Below are 18,662 nucleotides of genomic sequence, written 5' to 3' on the forward strand. Positions count from 1 at the left end.
GCTGATTCCGCTTGTTGAGCTTTCTTGGCTTTAGCACGAGCAATGGCTGCAGCGACGGCATCTTTCTTGGCATCGCCAGAGCTTTCTGCAGGAGTATCAGCGGCTGCTTGTTGTGCCTTGCGCTCTCGAGCTTGTCGTTTACGTTCTTCACGCAGTTTCGACATTTCAGAGTTATCAGGTCCGGCGTCGTTTGCTTTTTGAGCTGCAGCTTGTTTCGCTTTTGCCTTCGCAATCGCAGCGGCTACCGCAGGTTTAACGGCTGGTTCTGCCGCGGCTTTTTGCGCTTTAACGCGAGCAATCGCAGCTGCAATCGCATCATCACCATCCGCTGATTTCATGTCTTTACGACGGTTGTCAGCAGCTTTCTTGAAGCGATTTTCACGTTCAGCTTTGTCACGCTCCATACGAGCGTTTTTCTCTTCGAAACGAATCTTGGCGCGCTCTGCAGCTGTCGCTTCGTCTTTTCTTGTTTTGATTTCGGCTTTCGCTTGGCGATAGTACTGAACAAGAGGGATTTCACTTGGGCAGACAAACGCACAAGCACCGCATTCAATACAGTCTTTAATATTCAGCTCTTCACACTTATCCAACTCGTTGGCTTTCGCATGCCATTGCAGTTGTTGAGGAAGTAGAGACGCAGGACAAGCTTCAGCACACGCGCTGCAACGAATACATTCCATCTCGTAAGTGCTTGGTGAGATCTCACGACGCGTTGGCGCTAAAATACAGTTCGACGTTTTGGTGATTGGCACATTGGCATGCGGCAAGGTAAAGCCCATCATCGGGCCGCCCAAAATTAAACGCGGCAGTTTTTTATCTGCTTTGTAGCCAAACTCTTCAAGTAACTCATGTATTGGTGTGCCTAATAGCGCCCAAACGTTACGAGGTTGCTTAAAGGTTTTACCGGTTAATGTCACAACGCGGTTAACCACAGGTTCGCCGTCAATTACCGCTCGCTTAATCGAGTAAAGAGAGCCGACGTTCTGAACCAAAACACCAATGTCTGCAGGAATGCCGCCAGCTGGAACCTCTTTGTTGGTGAGGATCTTGATAAGTTGCTTCTCACCACCAGAAGGGTATTTGGTTGGGATAACGCGAATGACGATATCTTTGTCTTTCGCTGCAATCTCAAGTGCTTTTATCGCATCTGGTTTGTTGTCTTCAATGCCGATAACCGTCAGCTTTGGTTGAAGAATGTGTTCAACCACTTCGATGCCGTTTAATACTTCGTCGGCATGTTCTTGAAGCAACTTGTCATCAGAGGTGATGTAAGGTTCACATTCCGCAGCGTTGACGATCAAAATGTCGGTACGACCTAAGCCTGATTGAAGCTTCTTAGCCGTAGGGAAACCTGCGCCGCCCATGCCTGAAATACCAGCTTGGCGAATCACATCAAGCAGTTCGTCAGAAGTCTTTGTCGAAAAATCTTCAACTGGATTTTTTTCAATCCAAGTGTCTAGGCCATCAGGTTTAATAACCACGCATATTTCGCTCAAGCCTGAAGGGTGAGCGGTAGTTCGCGGTTCGATAGCGGTAATCACACCCGATGTTGGTGCGTGTACTGGCAAAGTAAAACCTGTGTCTAAGGCCGTAAGTTGCTGACCTTTTAACACAGTGTCGCCAGCAGCAACCAATAGGTTCCCCGGCTTACCGATGTGCTGTTTCACAGGAAGAACGATTTCTTCTGGAAGCCTTGCATGGACGATATCAGTAGTATTCGACTGTTTCTTGTTTTCAGCAGGGTGCACGCCACCAGGGAAGTTCCAAATAGAGCCCGTGCGAATTTGTTCAATTAAAGAGATCATACTAACCCTATGCTTTAGGCTCTGACGCAGTCGCATCAGTCGCTTGGTTAGTGATATCAGTAAAAGGGATGATGTTCATCTGCCATTTCCAATTTTCAGTCGTTGTTGCCACTGGAATCATTTCAATACAGTCAGTAGGGCACGGTGCGACACATAGATCACAACCTGTACATTCATCTTTAATTACTGTGTGCAGTGCCTTGGTGCCACCAACAATGGCGTCAACAGGGCAGGCTTGAATACACTTGGTACAGCCGATACACATATCTTCGTGAATGAAGGCAACGGTTTTTACTTTGTTATCTAAGTCATGAGCGGAGTCTTCAACTTCTACGCCCATTAAATCTGCTAGCTTCTCAATGGTTGCTTGGCCGCCCGGAGGACATTTGTTGATCTTGTCTCCGTTAGCGATCGCCTCTGCGTATGGGCGACAGCCAGGGTAGCCACACTGGCCACATTGAGTTTGCGGTAAGATGGTGTCGATTTGATCGACGATAGGATCGGCTTCAACTTTAAAGCGGATAGAAGCAAAGCCCAAAATAGCGCCAAAAACAGCGGCTAAAACGGCTAGCGCAATGATCGCAATTAAAATGGTACTCATGCTTATTTCACCAACCCAGTAAAGCCCATAAATGCCAAAGACATTAAGCCTGCTGTGATCATCGCAATCGATGCGCCTTTGAAGGGCATTGGAACATCAGCAACCGCAATACGTTCACGCATCGCAGCAAATAGGATCAATACAAGAGAGAAACCCACCGCAGCGCCAAAACCATAGATGATCGACTGAATGAAGTTGTGGTTTTCATTGATGTTCAAAAGTGCCACACCTAATACCGCACAGTTGGTGGTGATAAGAGGCAGGAAGATACCCAATAGGCGATAAAGAGTCGGGCTGGTTTTGTGAACGACCATTTCCGTAAATTGAACGACCACCGCGATAACCAAAATGAAGCTCATGGTACGCAGGTATTCAATACCCAGAGGGGTAAGGATGTAGGTTTCTACTAGGTATGCAGATACCGACGCTAACGTTAGAACGAAAGTCGTCGCGAGGCCCATGCCAATCGCAGTCTCCAGTTTCTTGGAGACTCCCATAAATGGACATAGTCCTAAAAACTTCACTAGCACAAAGTTATTGACCAGCACTGTGCCAACCAACAACAAAAGGTATTCGGTCATAATGGATTAATTCTTGAGATTCCGATCCCGATATTATCCTGCTTTGCTCACCTAATAACAACCAAGGATCACTAGGGATTTAGACACTTGGTGAAAAAAACATCAGGTAATCGATTGATTATTAAAGTTACCGTAAGTATAGACGGCCAATTTTTACTTCGTGAGACAAGTTTGTAGGAGTAGTTGAATTGGATCTTTCATAAGATCATTCTTGAATTGAACTCGATTTGCTTCCTACGAATAGGGTCATATTTGTGGCTTTTTGTGCTCAGAACTATCAAAAAGAGGAGTGAAAGAGCCGAGTAAAATACGAGCCCAAAGCACTAAAACGCAAAAAGCCGCATCGAGTGATGCGGCTTCTTTAAATTTGGCCCCCTTGTCGAGACTTGAACGCGGGCGGCTAGGTTTGTGACATTAACTTGGAACAAGTTAGTCGCAGTTATATACGAAAAAAGCCCAATCTTTCGATTGAGCTTTTTTCTGAATTTGGCTCCCCTTGCAAGACTTGAACTTGCGACATACGGATTAACAGTCCGCCGTTCTACCGACTGAACTAAAGGGGAATTGCTTGTTAGCGACGCGAATTCTAATAATTGTCCGGATTTCTGTCAATAAAAAATATCAGAAAAAAGTAAGATAAAAAACTTTACTTTCTTGAACGCCTTATAGGATTTAGCTTTGCTTTAGTTATCCACCAAAATTGTGGATAAGTGTGTGTGTGAAACTTTAACAACAATAATCGGGATAAATCGAAAAATGTAAAAACCTTATCTAACGTAATGTATTTAAAAGATTTATAGCAAAATGTCGCAATTGTATAACTTTTGTAGATTATAAAACGAACAGTAAAACAAGCGGTATTTTTAGGTTTTTTGGGGAAAAGTAGTGGATTAAAATTCGAGTAATTTAGCTGGGGAAACTTTGCAGGGCACGGATAATACCAAGTTCTAAAAATAAAAGCTATAACTGATCTCTGATCTTAAGATGCATTTCTCTAGATAATTGTTGCAACGACACTCCTCCTAGAGTGACAATGACCTGATTAAAAAAACAGTATGGAAATGGCGACCTATGAGTAAACTCTTTGACTTGGTATCGGACTACAGCCCGTCCGGTGATCAGCCGACAGCGATAACCAAATTACTAGACGGATTAGATTCTGGTTTGGCACATCAAACTCTACTAGGGGTAACGGGCTCAGGTAAAACCTTTACCCTTGCCAACGTCATTTCCCAATCTCAAAGACCTGCGATTCTGTTAGCGCCTAACAAGACATTGGCGGCTCAACTTTACGGTGAGATGAAATCTTTCTTTCCAAACAATGCCGTTGAGTATTTCGTTTCTTACTACGATTACTACCAACCTGAAGCCTACGTTCCAACCACGGACACGTTCATCGAGAAAGATGCGTCTGTGAACGCTCATATCGAACAAATGAGGCTTTCGGCAACCAAAGCCTTATTAGAACGAAAAGACGCCATCATTGTGGCTTCTGTGTCGGCTATCTACGGTCTGGGTGATCCTAAGTCTTATTTGAAGATGATGCTTCATTTGAGTCGTGGCGAGGTGATGGATCAGCGAGACATCCTGCGTCGATTGGCTGAGCTGCAATATTCAAGAAACGATGTCGCCTTTGAACGTGGTCAGTTTCGTGTTCGTGGTGAGGTGATTGATATCTTTCCGGCTGAATCTGACCAAGATGCGGTTCGAATTGAGATGTTCGATGACGAAGTGGACTGCATTAGTATTTTTGATCCTCTGACTGGTGCGGTGAAACAAAGAGACTTGCCGCGCTTTACGGTTTATCCAAAAACTCACTATGTAACGCCAAGAGAAAAAATCCTTGAGGCGATTGAGAACATCAAGGACGAACTGCGCGATCGTGCTCAATACTTAAAAGACAACAATAAGCTTTTGGAAGAGCAGCGTATCTCTCAAAGAACTCAGTTTGATATTGAGATGATGACTGAGCTTGGCTTCTGTTCCGGTATCGAAAACTATTCACGATACTTGAGCGGCCGTGCGGAAGGGGAAGCGCCGCCAACGTTATTTGACTACCTGCCTGATGATGGTTTGCTGATCATCGATGAGTCACACGTGACTGTGCCGCAAATTGGTGCGATGTATAAAGGTGACCGTTCTCGTAAAGAAACCTTGGTCGAGTTTGGTTTTAGACTGCCTTCTGCATTGGATAACCGTCCAATGAAGTTTGAAGAATTTGAGTCTATAGCCCCACAAACGATTTTTGTGTCGGCAACACCAGGTAATTACGAGATTGAAAAATCAGATGGCGAGATTGCTGATCAAGTGGTACGTCCTACTGGTCTGTTAGACCCAATCATCGAAGTAAGACCTGTCGCGACGCAGGTGGATGACTTGCTGTCTGAAATCAGAATCCGTTCAGTGAAAGAAGAGCGTGTTTTGGTTACCACGTTGACCAAGAGAATGGCAGAAGACTTAACCGAATACCTAAGTGAGCACGGCGTTAAAGTGCGTTACTTGCACTCGGATATCGATACCGTTGAGCGTGTAGAGATCATCCGAGACCTACGTTTGGGCAAGTTCGATGTGTTAGTGGGCATTAACTTACTTCGTGAAGGTTTGGATATGCCTGAAGTGTCGCTGGTGGCGATTCTTGATGCAGATAAAGAGGGCTTCTTGCGTTCTGAGCGTTCTCTGATTCAAACCATTGGTCGTGCTGCTCGTAACTTGGAAGGTCGAGCAATCCTTTATGGTGATTCGATTACTAAGTCGATGAGAAAAGCGATTGATGAAACCGATCGTCGTCGCGAGAAACAGCAAGCCTACAACGAAGAGCAAGGCATCACTCCGCAAGCGTTGAAACGCAATATCAAAGACATTATGGAACTGGGTGATCTAACCAAGTCGAAGCAGCAGCGCCAATCGAAACAAGTTCCACTATCTAAGGTGGCAGAGCCTTCTGAAAGTTATGCAGTACTTACGCCGCAACAGCTTGATAAAGAGATCAGCAAGCTAGAATCTGCGATGTATCAGCATGCTCAGAATCTGGAATTTGAATTGGCCGCACAGAAGCGTGATGAAATTGATCAGTTAAGAAAGCAGTTTATTACCAACAGCTAATCTCACTTTTCGCTCGAGAATTGATCCCCCTCAACACAAGAATTGAGAGTGTTTCAGACAAAAAAACAGCCAGTAGTAAATGTTCTACTGGCTTACGTTTGTGAACAATCGGTCCACTAACAACGTCAGTTGGCTAGGTGACCCGAAGGTCATTTATACCGTTGCATCGTTCGTGCCAGATAGATAAAACATTGATTGTTTGAAGCAAGTAAAAAAACACACTACAAATACTGTGGCTAATTTGCATAATGCAAAGCGGAATGCGACTATAATAAGAAATGCAAATTATAAATGGCTAGGATATGCAATCAAAAACGCTAGATAACAAATCGAAGTATTTGTTGATGGTAGAGGATACCGCTTCGGTAGCAGCTTTATATCGCTCGTATCTTACACCGCTCGAAATTGATATCAACATTGTTGGCACTGGCCGCGATGCAATCGAGAGTTTGAATCATCGAATCCCAGACCTTATTTTATTAGATCTACGTCTACCTGATATGACGGGTATGGACGTGCTATTTGCTGTAAAACAGAAGTACCCTGAAGTTCCGGTTATCTTCATGACGGCTCATGGCTCTATCGATACCGCCGTAGAAGCGATGCGTCATGGTTCTCAAGATTTCCTTATCAAACCGTGTGAAGCCGACCGACTCCGTATTACGGTGAATAATGCGATCCGCAAAGCCACCAAGCTTAAAAATAGCTCGGAACACCCAGGAAACCAAAATTACCAAGGCTTTATCGGCAGTAGCCAAACCATGCAGCAGGTTTACCGAACGATTGATTCTGCTGCATCGAGTAAGGCGAGCATTTTCATTACTGGTGAAAGTGGTACCGGTAAAGAGGTATGTGCAGAAGCCATTCATGCGGCGAGTAAGCGTGGCGATAAGCCTTTCATCGCGATTAACTGTGCCGCTATCCCTAAAGATCTGATTGAAAGTGAATTGTTTGGTCACGTTAAAGGTGCCTTTACCGGTGCGGCGACCGATCGCCAAGGTGCTGCTGAGCTTGCTGATGGTGGAACACTGTTTCTTGATGAACTGTGCGAAATGGACTTAGAGCTGCAAACCAAGCTGCTGCGCTTTATCCAAACCGGTACTTTCCAAAAAGTCGGCTCTTCGAAGATGAAGAGTGTCGACGTTCGTTTTGTGTGTGCGACCAACCGTGACCCTTGGAAAGAAGTACAAGAAGGTCGCTTTAGAGAAGATTTATACTATCGTTTATACGTGATTCCATTGCACTTGCCGCCATTGCGTGAGCGTGGTGAAGATGTCATCGAGATCGCGTATTCTCTGCTAGGCTATATGTCGGTCGAGGAGGGGAAGGCGTTTGTACGTTTTGCTCAGGAAGTACTTGATCGCTTTAATCAATATGAGTGGCCGGGTAACGTTCGTCAGCTACAAAACGTGTTGCGGAACGTGGTGGTTTTGAATAACGGCAAAGAGATTACTCTCAACATGCTTCCACCACCGTTGAACCAACCGATTGAAAACAGTCTGCGATTGAAAGAGAAGCAGAATGAAGACATCACGGTAAAAGATATTTTCCCATTGTGGATCACTGAGAAAACGGCTATCGAGCAGGCCATTAAAGCGTGTGATGGCAACATCCCTCGTGCGGCAGGTTTCTTAGATGTCAGTCCATCGACGATATACCGTAAGTTGCAAACGTGGAATGCGAAGCAGTAATCAACAAACAATAAGAAAATAATAATGACGAAAGTATTAAATCAGCAAAAAGTTGATGAGCTTGCCGGCGAAATAGGCCAAGAGAATGTCCCGGTTTTACTGGAAATCTTTTTAGGTGAGTTGAAAGGCTACTACGAACACCTAGAGATAAATAAAGAGTCGGATACCTCTAAGTACTTGGCTGATATCAGTCATGCGCTTAAGAGCAGCGCAGCAAGCTTTGGTGCGGATTCTTTGTGTAGTTTTGCGATTAGCTTAGACGCAAAAGTGAAGCAAGCGTTGCCTGTAACCGAGATTGATTTTCAAGATATGCAAGACCTCCTGTTATCGACGTACACTGAATATCAGCAGTTGATGACGGACCTTTAAAACAGCGAGTTATTACTGAGATTAAAAAAGGAGCAGCATGCTCCTTTTTTGTTGTTTGTCGCTTGAACCTATGGCTACGCCAACTGGGCTTCAATGGCTTGTTGAAGCTTCACACGGTCGTGTCGCCAATCTCGGTTTGCCGATGCAAGATCTGTGGTCACACAATTCCATTGCACTTCTAGTTCCGGGTGAGGTTCATTGCCTAACACGATGTCTATTTTCCTTGCCTTACAGGTACGTTCACACCACTCCAATTGCTCTTGAAGCGTCATTTTCCCTGCGGGACCGTGCTCTGGTGAAAGGTTTTCAACGAAGATAACTTTTGCCTTGGTGTTCTCAGAGATTGCTTTGCCAATCTCTGGAAGGAGAAGAGGGGGCATCACACTGGTTAAAAAGCTTCCAGGGCCAAGGACAATGCAGTCTGCTTGCTCAACGGCAGCAACGGCTTCTTTGGTTGCTGGCACTTCTGGAGACAAGTCCATCATGCGCAGCTTTTCCGTCATGTCATCAACGTTGGTTTCGCCGGTAACCCAGCGGCCGTCCATTGATAGAGCCGTGAGGTCTGAAGGATGCTCAGTCATCGGCACGATATTGACATCGACCTTGAGCATATTTCGAATCAGGTTAATTGCTTCCAATGGGCGAACGGAAAGGTTGTCTAACGCCGTCAGCATTAGGTTACCCAAGTTATGACCGTCTAGCTCACCTTGACCACGAAAGCGGTATTCGAACATCATCGAACTGATTGAAGGCTCTGTGATTAATTGGTTGATACAGTTGCGTGTATCTCCCCATGCGATGCCACCTTGGCAATCTCTAATACGTCCGGTGGAACCGCCGTTATCTGTCGTTGCAACAATGCCAGTTGCGTTGTTACCAAAGTCTTTTAATGCAGCTAACATGCGACCTAAGCCATGGCCACCGCCGATTGCTACGACTTTCTTTGAAGAGTAAATATTCATTTATTGTTCTTGTTAGGTTATTACCAACTATAATTTAGGTTAAATGCTTCTCGCTATATACTCAACAAGAGTTATTTTGAGCGTTTGATACGTTTTTTTTGCCGATGTGACCCGTTTTTTACCATCAGAGCTAGATTCACGTACAAATATTAAGTATTTTATTACTCAGCTACTGCGCGTGTGAATATAACGCTCAGTTGCCATAACTCCGAGCTCTCGCATGCTAAGTCGCACAGTGGTATTTGCTGTACCGATACGCATCAAGAGCCAGTGACATGTTGTCACAAGGGCTTAATTGGAAATGATTATGCCTCCCGTGTTTGGAAAGGTGTTCCGTGGCGCAACAATTCGAAGATAGATTCCATCGCAAGTTTTATTACTTGCGCTTGTCGGTTACAGACGTCTGTAACTTTAAATGTACTTACTGCTTGCCAGATGGTTACAAACCGTCAGGGCAAAAAAACTCGTCTTTTTTAAGTGTTCCCGAGATCAAACGCGTTGTTAAAGCGTTTGCAGATTGTGGTACCTCAAAGATCCGCATTACAGGCGGAGAGCCGAGTCTGCGTAAAGACTTTCCTGAAATCATACATACCGTTGCTTCTACTCCAGGCATCGAAAAAGTAGCCACCACAACGAATGGCTACCGCATGGAGAAACAAGTAGGGCAATGGCGTGATGCTGGTTTAACCCATATAAACGTGAGCGTGGATAGTTTAGATTCGCGCATGTTCCATCAGATCACTGGTGAGAATAAGTTTACTGAGGTTATGCGAGGCATTGATAAAGCGTTTGAGGTTGGCTTTGAACAAGTCAAAGTCAACGTCGTATTAATGAAAGACCTCAATAGTCAGGAATTACCAGCCTTCCTTAATTGGATCAAAGACAAACCTATTCAATTACGTTTTATCGAGCTGATGAAAACCGGCGAGATGGACGAGTTGTTCGATAAACATCATGTGTCTGGCGTTGCGATTCGCAACCAGCTTATTGCTAATGGTTGGCTGTTAAAAGTCAAAGCCGTTAACGATGGCCCGGCGCAAGTGTTTGTCCACCCAGACTACAAGGGTGAAATCGGTTTGATCATGCCTTACGAGAAAGACTTTTGTGAGAGTTGTAACCGACTGCGCGTTTCTGCGACCGGTAAACTTCACTTATGTCTGTTTGGCGACCATGGTGTTGAACTGAGAGATCTGATTCAAGAAGATCAACAAGAGCAAGAACTCATTGATCGAATTCAGGCTCAGCTTCAAACCAAGTCCGTTAGCCACTTCTTACACGATGGCAACAGCGGCATGACTCCAAACTTGGCGTCAATCGGCGGTTAACCCGCTACACACTCTAAAGATTTTATCGCTCAGCTTCTTCAGGCTGGGCGAATCAGTCTAATGAAAAATTTATATAGGTGAACAAATGGGTCACGCAGAAAGCAAATTCCAAGCAGCAAACATCGCAGTACTAACGGTTTCAGATACTCGTACAGAAGAAAACGACACTTCAGGCGGTTACCTAGCAGAGCATGCTAAAGAAGCGGGTCACAACGTGGTTGATAAGCAAATCGTTATTGATGACATGTACAAGATCCGTGCGATCGTATCTAAATGGATCGCTGATGAAAGCGTACAAGCTATCATGATCACGGGTGGTACTGGTTTCACTTCTCGTGATAGCACGCCAGAAGCACTTAAGCCACTGTTCGACAAAGAAGTAGAAGGCTTTGGTGAGCTATTCCGTCAAGTGTCTTACGAAGAGATCGGTACATCGACAATTCAATCTCGTGCGATTGCGGGCTTTGCTAACCACACAGTAATCTTTGCGATGCCAGGCTCTACAGGCGCTTGTCGCACTGGCTGGACTAAGATCATTAAGCAACAAATGGATGCTAGCCACCGCCCTTGTAACTTCATGCCACACCTTTCTGTATAAGGCGGTTTGAGTATGAGCCAATTTACACACATTAACGCGTCTGGCGAAGCAAACATGGTCGATGTATCGGCTAAAGCGGAAACGGTACGTGAAGCGAGAGCGGAAGCTTTCGTACAAATGTCTGCTGAAACGCTAGAGCTGATTGTTTCTGGTAGCCACCATAAAGGTGATGTTTTCGCAACGGCACGTATTGCGGGTATTCAAGCGGCGAAGAAAACTTGGGATCTGATTCCACTGTGTCACCCTCTACTATTAACTAAAGTAGAAGTGCAGCTTGAAGCGATCGAGTCTGAAAACAAGGTACGCATCGAATCTGTTTGTAAGCTTGCGGGTAAGACAGGCGTAGAGATGGAAGCGCTAACGGCTGCTTCTGTTGCTGCGCTGACGATTTACGATATGTGTAAAGCTGTTCAGAAAGACATCGTTATCGAGAACGTACGCCTGTTAGAGAAGACGGGTGGTAAATCAGGACACTTTAAGGTGGAATCATGATTACTGTACTTTTCTTTGCTCAAACTCGTGAACTTGTTGGTGTGGACAGCGTTGAAGTTGATGCACAGTTCAAGACGATTGAAGCGATTCGCAGCCACCTTGTAGCACAAGAAGGTAAATGGGATATCGCTTTGGAAGAGGGCAAGCTTCTAGCTGCGCTTAACCAATCTATTGTGCCTTTGACTACTGAAGTGAAAGACGGCGATGAAGTGGCATTCTTCCCACCAGTGACCGGAGGCTAAGCATGGATCCAAGAGTATTAGTGACAGCAGAGGATTTCTCTGTAGGCGACGAATACGACTACTTGGCTCAAGGTACTGCTGCCGGAGCGATTGTGACGTTCGTTGGTAAAGTTCGCGACATGAACCTTGGCGACAACGTGATTGGTTTGTCTCTGGAGCATTATCCGGGTATGACAGAGAAGTCGCTGAGCGAGATCTGTGATCAAGCTGAGGCACGCTGGCCAATTCAGAAGATGCGAGTTATCCATCGTGTAGGTGACCTAGATATCGGTGACCAGATTGTTTACGTTGGTGTCTCCAGCGCGCATCGTGGTGCTGCCTTCGAAGCGTGTGAGTTTGTTATGGACTTTCTGAAAACTAAAGCGCCGTTTTGGAAAAAAGAACGTACCACTGAAACAACTCGCTGGGTTGATTCTCGCGATTCAGATACAAAAGCTGCGGAGCGTTGGGATAAATAATTCTCGCAATAGGATGTTACTTCAAAAATTCGCTCTGTTGATTGGACAGTAAAAAGCCGACGTTGAACGTCGGTTTTTTTGTGCGTGCTACAAAGTCATTTATAAATAAATGGTGTATTAATAAATGGTTAATCATTCAAGTTGCATATAAATTCGGTGCGTGATTTTGTCTGTCTTGGTGCGTTTCTAAATCTGTTTTGGTGCAGTGCTTTATGCTGTTTTGTATAAAGTGATAATCCTCACAAATAGTGGAGTCTATTTAGGGGATATGTGATGTGCAATTAGATTTCATGTGGCATTAATGTTAATTTGCCGTCTGTGTTCTAGCATAAGATGCTAAAAAAAAGTATCAATACAGATACATCAACACTAAAGGCTGTTTTTTAATTAATCCTTATGTGTAACTCACTATTCATTAGGTTTTTATTAGAGATTTACACTATTACCTTAAGTAATTCGGAGAATTATCCGATTTTTTGCGACTTGTTTATGGCAAATTACTTCAATGGTTGATAGTGTGTGCCTCAATCTTTGTAAGGTTTTAGATTTTTATGCTTAAAATTTGAGCTAAATAAATCTAAATCACTGCCGTTCAGTGAACCAAGCAAAGAAGTCATGGATGCAATACGAAAAACTTGGAGTTTATTAAATGTACAAGAATAAAATCACTCAGGCCCTTCTTCTAGGTGCTGGTTTGGCAGTGGCTGCCACTTCTACTCTTTCTATCGCTGCTGAAGTTCCAGCAGGCACAGAACTAGCAAAAGTTCAGGAACTTGTTCGCGGTAACGGTACTGAAGTTGCGACTATCGACCCACACAAATCTCAAGGTGTACCAGAATCTCACGTAATTCGTGATCTTCTAGAAGGTCTAGTGAACCAAGACGGCGAAGGTAATACTATCCCTGGTGTTGCTGAAAGCTGGGAAACGACAGACAACAAAACATTCACTTTCCACCTACGTAAAGATGCAAAATGGTCTAACGGCGATCCTGTAACAGCTGAAGATTTCGTTTACAGCTGGCAACGTGCAGTTGATCCTGCAACGGCTTCTCCATACGCTTGGTACATGGAATATACCAAGATGGCGAATGCGAAGGACATCGTAGCGGGTAAGAAAGACAAGAGTGAGCTAGGCGTTAAAGCTGTAGATGCAAACACGCTTGTTGTTGAATTAGAAACAGCGGTACCATACTTCGTAATGATGATGGGCCACACGACAATGAAGCCAGTACACCAGGCAACTGTTGAAAAATACGGTGACCAGTGGACTAAGCCAGAGCACTTTGTTGGCAACGGTGCATTCTCTGTTGATAAATGGGTTGTTAACGAGCGTCTAGTACTCAAGCGTAACGAACAGTACTGGGACAACGATAAAACAGTTCTTAACAAAGTAACGTTCCTACCAATCGAAAACCAAGTAGCGGAAATGAACCGTTTCCTATCTGGTGAAATCGATTTCACAAACGAACTTCCAACTGAGCACTTCAAGCGTCTTCAAAAAGAGTACGCAGAAGATGTATCTGTAGCGGGTAACCTATGTACTTACTACTACATCTTCAATACGAAGAAAGCACCATTTGATGATGTTCGTGTTCGTCAAGCAATCTCTTACGCGATCGACCGTGATATCGTAACAGGTGCTATCCTAGCGCAAGGTCAAAAACCTGCGTATTTCCTAACGCCTGAAATCACAGCTGGCTTCGATCCTGAGCTACCTGCTTACGGCAAGATGTCTCAGAAAGAGCGTAACGCAGAAGCGGAACGTCTTCTTGAAGAAGCGGGTTACGGTAAAGACAACCCACTTAAATTCAACCTGCTTTACAACACTTCAGAGAACCACAAGAAGATTGCTGTAGCGCTAGGTTCTATGTGGAAGAAAACACTGGGTCTTTCTGTAACACTTGAGAACCAAGAGTGGAAAACGTACCTATCTTCTAAAGATTCTGGTGACTTCGAAGTAGCACGTGCTGGTTGGTGTGGTGACTACAATGAAGCGTCTTCGTTCCTAACGCTAATGAAGAGTAACAACACTACCGGTGGTGTTCACTACGACAGCGCGGCTTACGACCAGATCATCGATAAAGCACTTAACTCAACTTCAGAAGAAGAGCGTAAAGCACTTTACCTAGAAGCTGAGGCGCTAATGGCAAACGACATGCCAATCGCTCCTATCTACCAATACGTTAAATCTCGTCTACTTAACCCGCATGTTGGTGGTTTCCCAATCAACAACGCGGAAGACAAGATCTTCTCGAAAGACCTATACATCAAAGCTCAATAATAAGCTTCGATTCTAAAAAGTTAATATAACTATAACGATACAGGCACTACATGCGCAGGGCGCGCATGTAGCGTCTTTCTAATTTTAATTGTCACAGACTGAAAGAGTGAGTTTATGCTTAAATTCATTATGAAACGGATATTTGAAGCGATTCCAACCATGTTGGTGTTGATCACTATATCTTTCTTTCTCATGCGTTTCGCACCGGGTAACCCGTTTTCAAGCGAACGTCCATTACCGCCAGAAGTTATGGCTAACATCGAAGCTAAATACGGCTTAGATAAACCAGTATTTGAACAATACACCACGTATTTGACAAATATCTTACAAGGTGACTTCGGCCCCTCGTTTAAGTACCAAGATTACACAGTAAATGAGCTGATCGCGGTTGCACTTCCAGTATCTGCGAAGGTAGGTTTCGTTGCCTTTATCTTCACACTATTGATGGGGGTCACTGTCGGGACGATTGCTGCCTTGAAGCACAACACCTGGGTCGACTACACCATAATGTCGACCGCCATGCTCGGGGTGGTAATGCCATCTTTCGTGTTGGCACCGGCGCTTATTTACCTTTTCTCCCTGCACTGGAACATATTCCCAGCAGGTGGTTGGCATGGCGGTACATTCATGTACATCGTGCTGCCTGTTATCGCGATGTCTCTTCTTTACGTAGCAACCTTTGCTCGTATTACTCGCGGTAGCATGATTGAAACGCTAAACAGTAACTTTATCCGAACTGCGCGTGCAAAAGGTCTAAGCTACCGTTATATCATTCTAAAACATGCACTTAAGCCAGCAATGCTACCTGTTGTTTCTTACATGGGACCTGCGTTCGTAGGTATCATCACAGGTTCAGTTGTTGTTGAAACCATCTTCGGCCTACCAGGTATCGGTAAGCTGTTTGTTAACGCCGCGTTTAACCGTGACTACTCGCTAGTAATGGGTGTAACCATCTTGATTGGTTTCCTATTCATCTTGTTCAACGCAATCGTTGATATTTTGCTAGCGCTTATTGACCCGAAAATTCGCTACTAACAGGGACGCATGGTTATGTTGAAGAAAAAAGAAAATTTAGAAGCGATCGAAAAGTTCTCTGAGAGCTTAGAGATTGAAGGTCGTAGTTTGTGGCAGGACGCGCGCATTCGTTTCATGCGAAACAAAGCTGCGATGGTGAGTCTGTTCATTCTTACGCTTATGGTACTGGCAGTTATCTTCTTACCAATGCTGGCTCAGTACACTTATGATGATACTGACTGGTACGCAATGCACGTTGGTCCGAATGCGGATCACTGGTTTGGTACAGATAGCTTAGGTCGTGATTTGTACGTTCGTACTCTTGTCGGTGGCCGCATCTCATTGATGGTTGGTGTGATGGGTGCCTTCGTAGCGGTACTGATTGGTACGCTTTACGGTGCAGCTTCAGGCTTCATCGGCGGTCGTACTGACCGAGTGATGATGCGTATCCTAGAGATCTTGTACGCAGTACCATTCATGTTCCTAGTAATCGTACTGGTAACGTTCTTTGGTCGTAACATCGTCCTAATCTTCGTTGCTATTGGTGCGATTGCTTGGCTAGATATGGCGCGTATTGTACGTGGTCAAACGTTGAGCCTACGTAGTAAAGAGTTCATTGAAGCTGCACACGTATGTGGTGTAAGCAAATGGAAGATCATTACACGTCACATCGTACCGAACGTACTGGGTATCGTAGCGGTTTATTCTACGCTGCTTATTCCAAGCATGATCCTTACAGAATCATTCTTATCTTTCCTTGGTCTTGGTGTTCAAGAGCCTATGACAAGCTGGGGCGCATTGCTTCAAGAAGGTTCGCAAACAATGGAAGTTGCAATCTGGCAATTGACATTCCCTGCGGCATTCATGGTAGTTACGCTGTTCTGCTTTAACTACGTAGGTGATGGTCTGCGCGACGCGCTTGATCCAAAAGACAGATAACGAAATAGCAATTAAAAGCTATAAAAGATTAAGGAAGCAATAATGAGCTTATTAGATGTCAAAGATCTGCGCGTTGAATTTACCACGCAAGATGGTATCGTAACCGCAGTAAACGACTTGAACTTCTCACTTAACCAAGGCGAAACGCTAGGTATTGTTGGTGAGTCGGGTTCAGGTAAATCACAAACGGTATTTGCACTGATGGGGCTGCTGGCTAAGAACGGCATCATCTCAGGCAGTGCAAAGTTTGAAGGCAATGAAATTCTCAACCTGCCTGAAAAAGCACTGAACAAGGTTCGTGCTGAACAAATCGCGATGATCTTCCAAGATCCAATGACCTCACTGAACCCTTACATGAAAGTAAGTGATCAGCTGATGGAAGTACTTATGCTGCATAAAGGCATGGGTAAAGCAGAAGCGTTTGAAGAATCAGTACGCATGCTGGAAGCGGTGAAAATTCCTGAAGCTCGTAAACGTATCACCATGTATCCGCACGAATTTTCGGGCGGTATGCGTCAGCGTGTGATGATCGCAATGGCACTGCTGTGTCGTCCTAAATTGCTTATCGCTGATGAACCAACAACGGCACTGGATGTAACCATTCAAGCGCAAATCATGGAATTGCTGAACGAACTTAAAGATGAGTTCAATACGGCAATCATCATGATCACCCATGACTTGGGTGTTGTTGCTGGCTCATGTGACAAAGTACTTGTGATGTACGCGGGTCGTACAATGGAATACGGCACGGTTGATGAAATCTTCTACGAGCCAAGTCACCCATATGCGGAAGGCCTGCTTAAAGCGATTCCTCGTTTGGATACCGAAGGTGAAATTCTACCGACGATTCCAGGTAACCCACCTAACTTACTTCGCCTACCAACAGGTTGTCCTTACCAAGACCGTTGTCACCGTGTAATGGACCGTTGTAAGCAAGAAGCACCGATTTTGCAGCCATTTGCTAAAGACCGTCAGCGTGCTTGTTTTTCAGATTGGGAGACTTGGACAAAATGAGTAAAGAATTACTATTAGATATTAAAGACCTGAAAGTTCACTTTAGCATTGCAGCTAAGTCTGCTTGGCCTTGGGCAAAACCATCAAACCTTAAAGCGGTTGATGGGGTTGATGTTCACCTTTACGAAGGCGAAACGCTTGGTGTAGTAGGTGAGTCTGGTTGTGGTAAGTCGACTTTTGCCCGTGCGATTATCGGCTTGGTTGAAGCGACTGAAGGGCAAGTGATGTGGTTAGGTCAAGACCTAACTAAGATGCAGGAAGTGAAGCGTCGTGAGACTCGTAAAGAGATTCAGATGATCTTCCAAGACCCGCTAGCGTCGCTTAACCCACGTATGTCAGTAGGCGATATCATTGCTGAGCCTCTAGAGACTTTCTTTCCTGAACTTTCTAAACAAGAAGTGAAGGACAGAGTTAAAGAGATGATGGCAAAGGTTGGTCTACTACCAAACGTAATCAACCGTTACCCACATGAATTCTCTGGTGGTCAGTGTCAGCGTATTGGTATTGCACGTGCGCTTATCTTGAAGCCTAAGATGATCATCTGTGATGAACCGGTTTCTGCACTCGATGTATCTATCCAAGCTCAAGTAGTTAACCTTCTGAAAGAGCTACAGAAAGAACTTGGTTTGTCTTTGGTATTCATCGCGCACGATTTGTCAGTGGTTAAACACATTTCTGACCGTGTCTTGGTGATGTACCTAGGTAACGCGGTAGAGCTTGGTGAATCAGATGCCTTATTCTCTGACCCTAAGCACCCGTACACCAAAGCGTTGATGTCTGCCGTTCCGATTCCAGACCCTCGTCTAGAGCGCAACAAAACGATTCAGATGTTGGAAGGTGATTTACCATCGCCAATCAATCCTCCATCAGGTTGTGTGTTCCGTACACGTTGCCCACAAGCAACAGAGGCGTGTGCGCAAACTAAGCCAACTATCCAAGGCGATGACGTACACGCAGTATCTTGCTTGCACGTGCAAGTCTAGAGCCTATTTAAACCGGTTCAGCCTGTGACAGGCTTAAGCGCAACTTGTTTATGAGTTGCGCTTTTTTTGTATCTAAAGATCCATATTAAATAAGCTTCATCAAATAATTCGAACAACTAAGCCAACTTCTTCTAGTTTTGAAAAAGTTGGCTTTTTTTATACTAGAGAAAAGCTTGGATGACAGAGGTTTGGATATGGGTAAGTT

Annotated in this window: 17 protein-coding genes, 1 tRNA gene and 1 riboswitch; of the genes, 13 read left to right on the plus strand and 5 right to left on the minus strand. The window is 44.7% G+C overall.

Annotated elements, in window-relative coordinates:
- The 4 genes from rsxC to AB4623_RS18680 all read right to left on the minus strand — a co-directional run.
- A partial coding sequence (rsxC, locus tag AB4623_RS18665) for an electron transport complex subunit RsxC (RefSeq protein WP_372147143.1) occupies positions 1–1,805 on the minus strand: 1,805 nt, incomplete at its 3' end.
- Between the two features lie 7 nt (positions 1,806–1,812).
- Complete coding sequence (gene rsxB, locus AB4623_RS18670; protein ID WP_102398539.1) at positions 1,813–2,406, minus strand: electron transport complex subunit RsxB; 594 nt, start codon at positions 2,404–2,406, stop codon at positions 1,813–1,815.
- A gap of 2 nt (positions 2,407–2,408) precedes the next feature.
- The gene (rsxA, locus tag AB4623_RS18675; RefSeq protein WP_004734039.1) at positions 2,409–2,987 is read right to left on the minus strand and encodes an electron transport complex subunit RsxA; all 579 of its coding nucleotides are present in this window, start codon (positions 2,985–2,987) and stop codon (positions 2,409–2,411) included.
- Between the two features lie 487 nt (positions 2,988–3,474).
- Positions 3,475–3,550 (minus strand) — tRNA-Asn (locus AB4623_RS18680).
- Between the two features lie 508 nt (positions 3,551–4,058).
- Here AB4623_RS18680 and uvrB point away from each other — a divergent pair.
- The 3 genes from uvrB (at position 4,059) to luxU (ending at position 8,149) form a co-directional block, all read left to right on the plus strand.
- Entirely contained in the window at positions 4,059–6,089 is a 2,031-nt protein-coding gene (gene uvrB, locus AB4623_RS18685) for an excinuclease ABC subunit UvrB (RefSeq protein ID WP_017066592.1), read from the plus strand.
- Positions 6,090–6,391: 302 nt separating this feature from the next.
- Positions 6,392–7,780: a quorum-sensing sigma-54 dependent transcriptional regulator LuxO gene (gene luxO, locus AB4623_RS18690; RefSeq protein ID WP_004734031.1), complete on the plus strand. Its 1,389-nt coding sequence runs from the start codon at positions 6,392–6,394 to the stop codon at positions 7,778–7,780.
- A 24-nt stretch (positions 7,781–7,804) separates the two neighbouring features.
- Entirely contained in the window at positions 7,805–8,149 is a 345-nt protein-coding gene (gene luxU / locus AB4623_RS18695) for a quorum-sensing phosphorelay protein LuxU (RefSeq protein ID WP_017062179.1), read from the plus strand.
- A gap of 74 nt (positions 8,150–8,223) precedes the next feature.
- Here luxU and AB4623_RS18700 read toward each other — a convergent pair whose 3' ends face one another.
- Positions 8,224–9,111 (minus strand): YvcK family protein, encoded by an 888-nt coding sequence (locus AB4623_RS18700; RefSeq protein WP_017062178.1) that lies wholly within the window; start codon positions 9,109–9,111, stop codon positions 8,224–8,226.
- Positions 9,112–9,305: 194 nt separating this feature from the next.
- Positions 9,306–9,458, plus strand: a riboswitch (molybdenum cofactor riboswitch).
- Here AB4623_RS18700 and moaA point away from each other — a divergent pair.
- From moaA to oppF, 10 genes are all read left to right on the plus strand, one after another.
- The gene (gene moaA, locus AB4623_RS18705) at positions 9,447–10,436 is read left to right on the plus strand and encodes a GTP 3',8-cyclase MoaA (protein ID WP_009848642.1); all 990 of its coding nucleotides are present in this window, start codon (positions 9,447–9,449) and stop codon (positions 10,434–10,436) included. Its footprint overlaps the riboswitch before it by 12 nt.
- 85 nt (positions 10,437–10,521) lie before the next feature.
- On the plus strand, positions 10,522–11,034 hold the full coding sequence (moaB, locus tag AB4623_RS18710) for a molybdenum cofactor biosynthesis protein B (RefSeq protein WP_004734027.1): 513 nt from the start codon (positions 10,522–10,524) through the stop codon (positions 11,032–11,034).
- Positions 11,035–11,046: 12 nt separating this feature from the next.
- Positions 11,047–11,526, plus strand: coding sequence for a cyclic pyranopterin monophosphate synthase MoaC (gene moaC / locus AB4623_RS18715; protein ID WP_004734026.1), 480 nt, complete (start codon positions 11,047–11,049; stop codon positions 11,524–11,526).
- Entirely contained in the window at positions 11,523–11,768 is a 246-nt protein-coding gene (gene moaD, locus AB4623_RS18720) for a molybdopterin synthase sulfur carrier subunit (RefSeq protein WP_017632501.1), read from the plus strand. The genes moaC and moaD overlap by 4 nt, the downstream gene beginning before the upstream one ends.
- 2 nt (positions 11,769–11,770) lie before the next feature.
- On the plus strand, positions 11,771–12,226 hold the full coding sequence (gene moaE, locus AB4623_RS18725) for a molybdopterin synthase catalytic subunit MoaE (RefSeq protein WP_048613176.1): 456 nt from the start codon (positions 11,771–11,773) through the stop codon (positions 12,224–12,226).
- Between the two features lie 649 nt (positions 12,227–12,875).
- Entirely contained in the window at positions 12,876–14,507 is a 1,632-nt protein-coding gene (locus tag AB4623_RS18730) for an ABC transporter substrate-binding protein (RefSeq protein ID WP_372074417.1), read from the plus strand.
- Positions 14,508–14,621: 114 nt separating this feature from the next.
- Positions 14,622–15,542: an oligopeptide ABC transporter permease OppB gene (gene oppB, locus AB4623_RS18735; protein WP_017062174.1), complete on the plus strand. Its 921-nt coding sequence runs from the start codon at positions 14,622–14,624 to the stop codon at positions 15,540–15,542.
- Between the two features lie 15 nt (positions 15,543–15,557).
- Positions 15,558–16,460, plus strand: coding sequence for an oligopeptide ABC transporter permease OppC (oppC, locus tag AB4623_RS18740; RefSeq protein WP_017062173.1), 903 nt, complete (start codon positions 15,558–15,560; stop codon positions 16,458–16,460).
- Positions 16,461–16,502: 42 nt separating this feature from the next.
- Complete coding sequence (locus tag AB4623_RS18745; RefSeq protein ID WP_012603544.1) at positions 16,503–17,474, plus strand: ABC transporter ATP-binding protein; 972 nt, start codon at positions 16,503–16,505, stop codon at positions 17,472–17,474.
- Positions 17,471–18,457 (plus strand): murein tripeptide/oligopeptide ABC transporter ATP binding protein OppF, encoded by a 987-nt coding sequence (gene oppF / locus AB4623_RS18750; protein ID WP_009848634.1) that lies wholly within the window; start codon positions 17,471–17,473, stop codon positions 18,455–18,457. The genes AB4623_RS18745 and oppF overlap by 4 nt, the downstream gene beginning before the upstream one ends.
- Positions 18,458–18,662 lie beyond the last annotated feature (205 nt).

Source organism: Vibrio sp. 10N.222.52.C12 (genome assembly GCF_041474215.1).
GTDB classification, from domain to species: domain Bacteria; phylum Pseudomonadota; class Gammaproteobacteria; order Enterobacterales; family Vibrionaceae; genus Vibrio; species Vibrio crassostreae_C.